Below are 11,486 nucleotides of genomic sequence, written 5' to 3' on the forward strand. Positions count from 1 at the left end.
GGAAATCCGCTCTCGTTCTTCCTACGTTCGCAGCCTACCCAACGGCGTCCATCCCCGGTTCCGGGCGAGGCGCGCCTGAACGCCGGCGCGGCCGCGCAGCGTGGGAATCTCCTTGGGGACCACTGGGATGGACGAAGTGATCAAGGCGAAGCGCCAACAACAGAACGCGGGATCACACCTGCGCGCAATTACGATCCGTGGCGCGCGCGAGCACAACCTCAAGAACATCGACGTCGAGATTCCCCGCGACAAGCTCGTGGTGTTCACCGGGCTGTCTGGCTCCGGAAAATCCTCGCTCGCCTTCGACACCATCTACGCCGAGGGCCAGCGCCGCTATGTCGAGTCGCTGTCGGCCTATGCCCGCCAGTTTCTGGAGATGATGCAGAAGCCGGACGTCGACCAGATCGACGGCCTGTCGCCCGCCATTTCGATCGAGCAGAAGACGACCTCGAAGAACCCGCGCTCAACCGTCGGCACGGTGACTGAGATCTACGACTATATGCGCCTGCTCTGGGCGCGCGTCGGTGTACCCTATTCGCCCGCAACCGGCCTGCCGATCGAGAGCCAGACCGTCTCGCAGATGGTCGACCGCGTGCTGGCGCTGACCGAAGGTACCCGCCTCTATCTGCTCGCCCCGGTCGTGCGCGGCCGCAAGGGCGAGTACAGGAAGGAGCTTGCGGAATGGCTCAAGAAGGGCTTCCAGCGCGTCAAGATCGACGGCAGTTTCTACGAGCTGGCTGAAGCGCCGACGCTCGACAAGAAATTCCCGCACGACATCGACGTCGTCGTCGACCGCATCGTGGTGCGCGCCGATATCGGCCAGCGCCTCGCCGAGAGCTTTGAGACTGCGCTGAAGCTGGCCGAGGGCCTCGCCGTCGTCGAGTTCGCGGACGCACCGGCGGCCGCTCCCACCGAGGAGAAAAAGAAGACCGCCAAGATCCACGACAAGAGCGGGCCAGAGCGCATCCTGTTCTCGGAAAAGTTCGCCTGCCCGGTTTCCGGCTTCACCATCCCCGAGATCGAGCCGCGGCTGTTCTCCTTCAACAACCCCTACGGCGCCTGCCCCGCCTGCGGCGGCCTTGGCGTCGAGCAGCATGTCGACGAAGACCTCGTCATCCCCGACAAGGAGCTCGCGATCGGCAAGGGCGCGATCGCGCCCTGGGCCAAATCGTCGTCCCCCTACTACACGCAGACGCTGACGGCGCTCGGCAAGCACTACAAGTTCACGCTGACAACCAAGTGGAAGGATCTGCCGAAGAAGACGCAGAACGCGATCCTCCATGGCTCGGGCGAAGACGAGATCAAATTCTCCTATGAAGACGGCGTCCGCTCCTACGACACCAAGAAGCCGTTCGAGGGCGTCATCACCAACATCAACCGCCGCTATCGCGAGACCGAGAGCGAGTGGGCGCGCGAGGAGCTGGCGAAGTATTTCCACGACGTCCCCTGCGAGGCCTGCAAGGGCTTTCGGCTCAAGCCGGAGGCGCTCTGCGTCAAGGTCGGCGGCAGGCATATCGGTGAGATCTCCGAGCTCTCGGTGAAGCGCGCCGGCGAATGGTTCGAGGGCGTGCCCGAAGCGCTGAACAAGCAGCAGAACGAAATCGCGGGACGCATCCTCAAGGAAATCCGCGAGCGCCTCACCTTCCTGCTCGACGTCGGCCTCAACTATCTCACCCTCTCCCGCTCCTCCGGCACGCTGTCCGGTGGCGAGAGCCAGCGCATCCGCCTGGCCTCGCAGATCGGCTCGGGGCTGACAGGCGTGCTCTACGTGCTGGACGAGCCGTCGATCGGCCTGCACCAGCGCGATAATGCGCGCCTGCTCGATACGCTCAAGCGCTTGCGCGACCTCGGCAATACCGTGGTCGTGGTCGAGCATGATGAGGACGCCATTCGCCTCGCCGACTACGTCCTCGACATCGGCCCCGGTGCGGGCATGCATGGCGGCCACATCGTCGCCGAAGGCACGCCCGCCGAGATCATGCGCAACCCGAAATCGCTCACCGGCAAGTATCTCACCGGCGAGCTCGAGGTCGAGGTGCCGGAGCGGCGCCCGCCGAACCATCGCCGCACCATCAAGGTGGTGAATGCGCGCGGCAATAACCTCAAGAACGTCACGGCGGAGATTCCGCTCGGCCTGTTCACCTGCGTCACCGGCGTCTCCGGCGGCGGCAAGTCGACGCTCCTCATCGACACGCTCTACCGCGCCATCGCCCGCAAGCTGAACGGCGCCAGCGAAGGCGCAGCTCCACACGACCGCATCGAGGGCCTCGAGCACATCGACAAGATCATCGACATCGACCAGTCGCCGATCGGCCGCACCCCGCGCTCCAACCCCGCGACCTACACCGGCGCCTTCACGCCGATCCGCGAATGGTTCGCCGGCCTTCCCGAAGCGAAGGCACGCGGCTACGAGCCCGGCCGATTCTCGTTCAACGTCAAGGGCGGCCGCTGCGAGGCCTGCCAGGGCGACGGCGTCATCAAGATCGAGATGCACTTCCTGCCCGACGTCTACGTCACCTGCGACGTCTGCAAGGGCAAGCGCTACAACCGCGAGACGCTGGAGGTCCTGTTCAAGGGCAAGAGCATCGCCGACGTGCTCGACATGACCGTCGAGGAAGCCGCCGAGTTCTTCAAGGCGGTACCGCGCGTCCGCGAAACCTTCAATACGCTGCACCGCGTCGGCCTCGACTACATCCATGTCGGCCAGCAGGCCACCACGCTCTCCGGCGGCGAAGCCCAGCGCGTCAAGTTGGCGAAAGAGCTGTCAAAACGCGCCACCGGTCGCACGCTCTACATCCTGGACGAGCCCACGACGGGCCTGCACTTCCACGACGTCAAGAAGCTGCTGGAGGTGCTGCACGAGCTGGTCGCGCAGGGCAATACGGTCGTCGTCATCGAGCACAATCTCGAGGTCATCAAGACGGCCGACTGGGTCATCGATCTCGGCCCCGAAGGCGGCGACGGCGGCGGCGAGATCGTCGCCTGGGGTCCGCCGGAAGACATCGTGAAGGCGCCGCGGAGCTACACAGGGAAATTCCTTGAGCCGGTGCTGAAGAAGGCGGGCAAGCCGAAGCGCAGGAGCACGAGCGAGGCAGCGGAGTAGGCGATTGGACTGCATGCGTTCGCGTCAGATCGGCGTAGACCGGACGAGTGAAGCGACATCCGGGACTATAGAGTCCGTTTTACGGCCCCGCATATCGCTTCGCTCACGCGGACTACTCAATCGCCAGGCCGAGCACTCGTGGCGCTGACTGCATGGGAGAACCGACATGTCCGCCGGGCTCGTCCAAACCTACCGCGCTTTCGCCCACAATAATGCCTGGGCGAACCATCGGCTGCTCACCGCCTGCGCCGCGTTGTCCCAAGCTGACTTCGAAGCCGAACGGACCGGCTTCTTCCCGAGCATTCAACGAACGCTGAACCATATCCATGTCATTGACCTCTTCTATGTAGACGCGCTCGAGGGAGGATGGCTCGGACCGGCTGCCTGGAAGAACGAGATTCCGTATCCTTCAATTGCCGCGCTGAAACCCGCGCAAGCCGCAACCGACCAGCGCTTGATCGCCGTCTGCGACGCGCTGACGCCTGAGCTTCTCAATGGCTCTGCCCGGATCAACCGCGACACGCGCGTCCAAACTGAACGCCGCGACCGGCTGCTGATGCATCTGTTTCAACATCAGATCCATCATCGCGGGCAGGCGCACGCCATGCTGTCCGAAACGAACGTTGCGCCGCCTCAGCTCGACGAATTCTTTGCGGAGGGAGAAGCGCCGCTGCGGGCTGCCGAGTTCGCCGAGCTCGGCTGGGCCGAGGACACGGTGTGGAAATCCTAGCTGGACGGATCGAACAGCGTCAGCTCTCTCTTCGTAGGGCGGATTAGCGGAGCGTAATCCGCCAACTTGTCTTCGGCGAAAGCGGCGGGTTACGCTCCGCTAAGCCGCCCTACGTCTGGATTTCATGCCCTACTCCCTCGCCATCTTCGATCTCGACGGCACGCTGGCCGACAGCTTTCCGTGGTTTCTGCGCACCATCAACGACGTCGCCGATCGCTTCGGCTTTCGCCGCGTGGCCGATGAGGAGGTCGAGAGCCTGCGGCATGCTTCGACGCGCGAGATCCTGCGGCGGCTCGAGGTGCCCTTGTGGAAGCTGCCGGCGATCGCGCGGCATGCGCGGCGGCTGAAGGCGGAGGCAACTGCGGAGATTTCCCTGTTCGCCGGCGTCGAGGCCATGCTGCACACGCTTGCCGCAAGCGGCGTACAGCTCGCGATGGTGACATCGGACAGCGAAGTCAATGCGCGCGAGAAGCTAGGTGCGACAGCGAGCCTGTTCGCGCATTTCGACTGCGCCGCCTCGCTGTTCGGCAAGCCCGCCAAATTCCGCCGGGTCATCCGTCGCGCCGGCGTGCAGCCAAACCAGGTGATCGCGATCGGCGACGAGGTCCGCGATATCGAGGCGGCGCGCGCGGTGGGGACTGCGTGCGGAGCGGTATGCTGGGGTTATGCGGCGCCGGCGGCGTTGCGGGCGCTGGCGCCCGATCACACGTTTGAACAGATGGACGAGATAGCGGACGCATTGTGCCGCAAGCTTAGGGTGGGTTAGCTCTACTGCGTCACAAGCCCCCCTTCCCTCATCCTGAGGAGCGCGGAACGCGCGTCTCGAAGGATGGCCGCGGGTGAGATCCCGGCCTTCATGGTTCGCCCGGCGATGCGCAGCATCGTCCGGAGACGCGCTCCGCGCTCCTCACCATGAGGGTCTTGTAACGCAGTAAAACTAGCTAACAACCCATCCTATGCGCCAACAAGGAGGTGACGATGCCCATCACGGAAGCCGCCCGTCTGAAGCTTTTGGCGCCGCCAGTCGGCAAGGTGCGCGTCGTGCTCGATACCGATACCTACAACGAAATCGACGATCAGTTCGCGCTCGTCCAGATGCTGCTCTCGAAGGAGCGCTTCGACGTCGAGGCGATCTACGCCGCCCCGTTCTTCAACAAGCGCGCGACCAGCCCGGGCCACGGCATGGAGCTGAGCTACCAGGAAATCCTGCGTCTGTTGGAGCGTTTGAACATCTCACCCGACGGCCTGGTTCATCGCGGCGTCACCGACTATGTCGGCCCTCGGAAGGAGGCCCGCGAGGCGCCCGCGGTCGAAGACATGATCGCGCGAGCGCGGGCCGGATCGCCTGACAAGCCGCTCTACATCGTTGCCATTGGTGCCATCAGCAACGTCGCCTCAGCACTTCTCAAAGCGCCCGATATCAGGGATCGCGTCGTGGTGGTGTGGCTCGGCGGCCATGCGCTGGAATGGCCACACACGATCGAATTCAATCTCAAGCAGGATGTCGGGGGTGCCCAGGTGCTGTTCGACAGCGGCGTGCCCCTGGTGCTGGTGCCGTGCAAGGGCGTCACCTCGCATCTTCACAGCACGGTGCCGGAAATCGAGCGCTATGTCGAACCTTGCGGCAGCATCGGCGCGTTCCTGGCGATGCGCTTCAAGGACTACGCGCCCGATCACCTCGGCTGGTCGAAGGAAATCTGGGACATGGCGCCGGTCGGCTGGCTCCTGAACCCGGATTGGGCGCCGAGCGTTATCATCCCGGCGCCTGTCGTAACGGAGCAGATGACGTGGAGCATCGATCGCAGCCGACATGCGATCAGGTACGTGACCTACGTGGACCGGAATCCGATCCTGAGGGACTTCTTTTTGAAGTTGAAGGCATTTGCCGAAGCGAAGAATTCGTAGCCGCCTAAAGCGCGATGGGTTTTGGTTGAATCGATTGGCCACGGGCTTGCTCAACCTCTCCCGCCTGCGGGAGAGGTCGGCGCGAAGCGCCGGGTGAGGGCTCTCTCCACTTGGGGATTGTTCACCTGAGGAGACACCCTCTCCCCAGCCCTCCCCCGCAGGCGGGGGATGGAGTGCACCTTCGTTGAGGCAACAATCAAGCTTAATCCCATCATGCTCTATGCCATCACGCGCCACCTGCCCGGCGCGCGCAGCCCTGATGACAACGGACGGACCGCGACCACCGCGCTCTCGGAGGCGCAGGCTGGCTGGGGCGCGAACTTGCTGGATACCTTACACGTCGCCGTAGGCCGCCTCGACCGGGCGCGTGGCGCGGCCATAGCCCATGATCATGAACAGCGCGCCGATGATCGAGAGGTTTTTCAGCGCGTCAACCAGCATCTTGCCGTTCTCGGGCGGGGTCTGGTTCCAGAAGTCGTAGAACAGGAACGTCGAGATCGCGACGTAGATGATCAGCAGCATCGCAAAGAAGCGCGCGCCGAAGTTCAGCGCGATCATCAGCCCCGCGATGATCTCGAGCCCGCCGACGGCGATCGCGAGCAATTGCGGCGTCGTCATGCTGGTGGCCTGCTCGACCTGCTGCGCATAGGGCGCGATCATCTCGGGCACGGTGACCTTGCTGGCGATGAAATCGGCCGTCGCCTGTATCGCGAACAGCTTCGTGGCGCCCGTATAGATGAACAGCACGGCGAACAGGATTCGCCCGAAAGTCACGAACGCTGGCATGGTCGGCCTCTTGGCATTGCTTTAAGGGCGGGACGCTGACGCGACGACGACGCGATTATGAAGATTCTACGGGCGGTTTTCAAAGGAGAAATCCGGAAGTTGTCATCCTTGCCGGGGACCACCGCGCTACTTTGCATGGGGTTGTTTTCGATATTTTTGGTTGGAGTCCCCGAAGCCCCTCCCAGAGGCGAGTAACAAACGGTCCCGCGGAAACTTCCCCCTCGCCCGAATTCGAGCTGCGCTCGAATTCGGTTTCCTCCGCCAAGCGGGGCGAGGTGCCCCCTTACGTAAACAAACTCGGCTGCTGCCGTGCCGCCCGCTCCTGGGCCTCCACCACGGCAACCGCGGTCATGTTGAGGATGCCGCGCGCGGTGACACCCGGCGTGAGGATGTGTGCCGGCCGCGCCGGGCCGATCAGGATCGGCCCGACGGGAAGCGCGTCCGCGAGCACCTTGATGGTCTGGTAGGCGATGTTGGCCGCATCCAGCGTCGGCATGATCAGGATGTTGGCCTCGCCTTCCAGGTTCGAGTGCGGCAGGACCAGCTTGCGTGCCGCCCCCGACAGCGCGGTATCGGCCTGCATCTCGCCATCGGCCTCGATCTCCGGATGCTTCTCCTTCAGGAGCTGGATCGCCCGGCGCATCTTGCGCGATGAGTCCGTGTCATAGCTGCCGAAATCCGAGTGTGACACGAAGGCGACCTTCGGCTTCAGCGTGAAGCGCTGCACGTGGATGGCCGCGAGCGCAGCGATCTCGGCCAGCTCCTCCGCGCTCGGATTGGGCCGCACCTGGGTATCCGCGATGAAGAACGCGCCCTTGGTGGTGATCAGCAGCGCCAGCGCCGCATAGTCGCTGATCCCGCTCGAGAAGCCGATGATCTCGCGGACGTGGCGCAGATGGCTCATGTAGCGGCCCTCGACGCCGCAGAGCATCGCATCTGCCTCGCCGCGTCCCACGGCAAGCGCCGCGATCACGGTGTTGTTGGTGCGCACCACGGTGCGCGCTCCCTCCGGCGTGACGCCGCGGCGGCCAGCGACCTCGACATAGGACTGCACATACGAGCGGTAGCGGGGATCGTCCTCGGGGTTGACCAGGTCGAAATCCTTGCCCGCCTTGATCGAGAGACCGAAGCGCTTGATGCGGGCCTCGACCACAGACGGACGGCCGACCAGGATAGGACGCGCGAGCTTCTCCTCCAGCACCACCTGCGTGGCGCGCAGCACGCGCTCGTCCTCGCCCTCGGCGTAGATCACGCGCACCGGCTGGGTCTTGGCCTTGGCGAACATCGGCTTCATGACGATGCCGGAGCGGAAGGCGAAGCGCGTGAGCTGGGCGGCATATTCGTCGAAATTGGTGATGGAACGCGTCGCAACCCCGGATTCCATCGCGGCCTTGGCGACCGCCGGCGCGATGCGCAGGATAAGCCGAGGATCAAATGGGCTCGGGATCAGCGAGCCCGGGCCGAAGCCGCCCGCCTCGCCGGTGTCGAAGCTGCCTTGTGAGACCGCGTCCGATGGTGCCTCGCGCGCGAGCTGCGCGATGGCATCGACCGCTGCATGCTTCATCTCCTCATTGATCGCGGTGGCGCCGACGTCGAGCGCGCCGCGGAAGATAAAGGGGAAGCAGAGGACGTTGTTGACCTGGTTCGGGTAGTCGGACCGCCCGGTGCAGATCATGGCGTCGGGACGCGCCTTGCGCGCCTCCTCCGGCATGATCTCCGGCGTCGGGTTCGCAAGCGCCATGATCAGCGGATGGTCGGCCATCGCCTTGGCCATATCGGGCGTCAGCACGCCCGGTGCCGAGAGCCCGATGAAGATATCGGCCCCGCCGATCACGTCGGCCAGCGTGCGCTTATCGGTCTTCTGGGCATAGACCGCCTTCCAGCGGTCCATCAGAGTGTTGCGCCCGTCATAGACGAGGCCGTCGATGTCGCAGACCCAGATGTTCTTGCGCTGTGCGCCCATCGAGACCAGGAGGTTCAACGTCGCGAGCGCCGCCGCCCCTGCCCCCGACGCGACGATCTTGACGTCCGAGAGCTTCTTGCCGTTCAGCCGCAGGCCGTTGCTGATCGCGGCGGCAACGATGATCGCGGTGCCATGCTGGTCGTCATGGAAGACCGGAATCTTCATGCGCTCCTTCAACCGCGCTTCGATCTCGAAACATTCGGGTCCCTTGATGTCCTCGAGATTGATGCCACCGAAGGTCGGCTCCAGCGCCGCCACCGTCTCGACCACGCGTTCGATGGTGTCGGCGGCGATCTCGATGTCGAAGACGTCGATGCCGGCGAATTTCTTGAACAGGACCGCCTTGCCTTCCATCACGGGCTTGGAGGCCAGCGGGCCGATATTGCCGAGGCCCAGGACCGCGGTGCCGTTGGAGACCACAGCGACCAGGTTGGCGCGGGACGTCAGCGTGGCGGCTTCGGCCGGATTGTTGGCGATCTCGGTGCAGGCGGCGGCGACGCCCGGCGAATAGGCGAGCGCAAGGTCGCGCTGGTTGGCGAGAGGCTTGCTCGCCTGGATCTCGAGCTTTCCGGGCCGCGGCAGACGGTGATAGGCCAGCGCCGCCTGGTGGAGATCTTCAGAATAAGACGACATGCCGTGCCTCGCCTCGCGTTTTGCAGCCCAAAGGTCTCTTCCCTGACCGGCCCGCCCTAAAAGGCGGTATTCCGGATCATGGAAACGGGATCAAGCACGGCCGGCGGCTTGGTGGCAACATCCGATTGCAGCCCCATCAACAGACCGCGCCGTCAAACATTTGAAAACCATAGCTTTCCCTGGACCGTGCAAGCTATTGCGAATATGGCAGGTTGTTCTGCCCTGAGCCAGCAACTGGAGCTGACCGCATGAGACGAATCCTGACCGGCCTGATCGCGCTTGCCGTTCTGGTGGGAGGCGGATGGCTCGGCTTCAATCTCTACGTTCAGCACCGCGCCACCGCCGAGGTCGAGGCGAGCTTCGACCAGATCCGCAGCCGCGGCGGCAAGGCGAGCCATGGCAAGGTGGCGTTCGACCTGATGACGCGGACCCTGACGGTCGAGGACATCGCCATCGAGCCGGGACAGCCACCGCTCGCCGGGCTCAAGGTCGCCAGCATCAAGGCGGCCGGCATCCGCCAGACCGACGAGGCGCATTTTTCGGCCGAGACGATCGACATCGCAGGCGCCGAGCTTGCCATCGACGGAGCCGCCGGCCCGGCGAAGGTAAAGGCAACGTACAAGATCCCGCAGATCACGGTGACCGGCTACTCCGGCCCGACCCGCGCCCAGGGCGCGCCGGCCTCACCCTCGCTGGTCGACGCCTACCGCTTCGCGCTCGAGCAGTATGCGAGCATCACGGCGGCCTCGGTCTCGGTGCCGACCGTGAGCGTCACCATGAATACCGGCTCAAACGCGGCCGGCAGCGGCGAGATCACCTATTCGGGACTCGCGATCCGCAACGTCAACCGCGGGAAGGTCGATACGGCGAAGATCGATCGCGCCGTTTTCAGCTTCGGCACGCCACAGGCGGCCAAGCCCGACAAGCTCGTCGGCGAGTTTTCCGACATGGTCATCGACGATGTCGACGTGAGTGCCGTGCTCGCTGCCCTCGATCCAGAGAAGGCCAATGACGACAGCTATCATCAGGCCTACCGGAGGATTTCGGTCGGCCCCTATGTGCTGACATCGACACAAGGAGTGCGCGCGCAAGTCGATGGGATCGCCATCGAGGACCTCGGATTTCAGCCGTCAAAATTCCGGCCGGCCGAGTTTCTGGCCTTGCTGCCAAACGACCCATCGTCTCCACCGACGCCTGCGCAGGGGCGCGAGATGATGGAGAAGGTGGCCGCGATGTATGAGGGCCTGCGCGTCGGCAAGATCGAGATCAGCAATCTGTCGATGGGCACGCCGCAAGGGACCGCCCGTCTGAATGCGATCAAATACGCCCAAGGCGAGCTCTCGCTCGAGGGCCTCGACGCACCCGCGCCACAGGGGCAGTTCAAGGTGGAGCGCTTCGCGCTGAAATCCTTCAGCGTGGCGAGCCTGATGCGCTGGGCAGCGAGCGTCGCGAGCCCCGGGAAGGCGCCCTCGCCGGATCAGATGCTCGGTCTGTTCCGGGTGCTGGAAGGCGCCGAGGTCAAGGGGGTTGCCGCGCCCTATAAGACCACCAAGAAGCTGGTCACAATCGACACGCTGAGCGTGAACTGGGGGCAAATGGTGGGCTCAATCCCGACCAAGGCCCACATCATCGCCAAACTGGTCACGCCGACCGATCCATCCGATCCGAAGCAGCTTCCATTGATCGCCGGCGGGATCGACAAGCTCCCGATCGACCTCGATCTCGGCGCAGCCTGGACCGAGCAGTCCAACAGCTTCGCGCTGGCGCCGGCGACCCTCGACATCGGAGGTATCGCAAGAGCACAATTGCGCGTCGCACTCGGCAACGTACCGCGCGGGCTGTTCTCTGCCGACTTGGCGCAGCTCATGGGCCAGGTAGCCCAGGTCGAGACTGGCACCATTGAGTTCGCACTGCGCGACAGCGGCGGCGTCGATTCCGCGGTGACGCAGTATGCACGGGGGAAAAATCTCAGCCGCGACGCCGCGCGCCAAGCGCTCGCCGACAGCGTCAGGGTGCATCGCGCGGAAGTCGCCGCGGCCAATCCGGATGCGGGCACGGCGGTGGATGCCATCGCAAGCTTCGTCGAAACACCCGGTCAGACGCTCACCATCAAGCTCACGCCGCGTGCCAAGGTGCCGCTGATGCAATTGATGCAACTGTTGCAGATCGAGCCGCAGACCGCGCTCGCGCAATTCAAGATCGAGGCGTCGACGGGGTTGTAGGGCGCATCTTTCGCGGGTTCGGTGAAAATTAGACTCGTGGACAGCCCTCATTCTTCGTCATTGCGATTGCAGCGAAGATTCCATGGGGAGTGGATAGCGACCGGGTCTGAGGCCAGACTGAGGTTGCTGAATCCATTCAACCTG

7 protein-coding genes are annotated in these 11,486 nt (G+C 64.2%); 5 read left to right on the forward strand and 2 right to left on the reverse strand.

Annotation, left to right across the window (positions count from 1 at the left end; all coding sequences use genetic code 11):
* Positions 1-127: 127 nt before the first annotated feature.
* The 4 genes from uvrA to SO180_RS30600 all read left to right on the forward strand — a co-directional run bounded on the left by uvrA (position 128) and on the right by SO180_RS30600 (position 5,738).
* Positions 128-3,103: an excinuclease ABC subunit UvrA gene (gene uvrA, locus SO180_RS30585; RefSeq protein ID WP_449382546.1), complete on the forward strand. Its 2,976-nt coding sequence runs from the start codon at positions 128-130 to the stop codon at positions 3,101-3,103.
* Positions 3,104-3,269: 166 nt separating this feature from the next.
* A complete protein-coding gene (locus SO180_RS30590; protein ID WP_449382547.1) occupies positions 3,270-3,833 on the forward strand; it encodes a DinB family protein in 564 nt (187 codons plus the stop codon).
* A 124-nt stretch (positions 3,834-3,957) separates the two neighbouring features.
* On the forward strand, positions 3,958-4,599 hold the full coding sequence (locus SO180_RS30595; RefSeq protein WP_449382548.1) for an HAD-IA family hydrolase: 642 nt from the start codon (positions 3,958-3,960) through the stop codon (positions 4,597-4,599).
* A gap of 212 nt (positions 4,600-4,811) precedes the next feature.
* Positions 4,812-5,738, forward strand: coding sequence for a nucleoside hydrolase (locus SO180_RS30600; protein WP_449382549.1), 927 nt, complete (start codon positions 4,812-4,814; stop codon positions 5,736-5,738).
* 333 nt (positions 5,739-6,071) lie between these two features.
* Here the strand turns inward: SO180_RS30600 and SO180_RS30605 are convergent, their stop codons facing one another.
* Both SO180_RS30605 and SO180_RS30610 read right to left on the reverse strand, forming a co-directional pair.
* Positions 6,072-6,524 (reverse strand): DoxX family protein, encoded by a 453-nt coding sequence (locus SO180_RS30605; RefSeq protein WP_449382550.1) that lies wholly within the window; start codon positions 6,522-6,524, stop codon positions 6,072-6,074.
* 283 nt (positions 6,525-6,807) lie between these two features.
* The gene (locus SO180_RS30610) at positions 6,808-9,120 is read right to left on the reverse strand and encodes an NADP-dependent malic enzyme (RefSeq protein ID WP_449382551.1); all 2,313 of its coding nucleotides are present in this window, start codon (positions 9,118-9,120) and stop codon (positions 6,808-6,810) included.
* Positions 9,121-9,368: 248 nt separating this feature from the next.
* Here SO180_RS30610 and SO180_RS30615 point away from each other — a divergent pair, with 248 nt between their 5' ends.
* Positions 9,369-11,342, forward strand: coding sequence for a hypothetical protein (locus SO180_RS30615; protein WP_449382552.1), 1,974 nt, complete (start codon positions 9,369-9,371; stop codon positions 11,340-11,342).
* Positions 11,343-11,486: the final 144 nt, after the last annotated feature.

It is taken from the genome of Bradyrhizobium sp. UFLA05-112 (genome assembly GCF_053572325.1).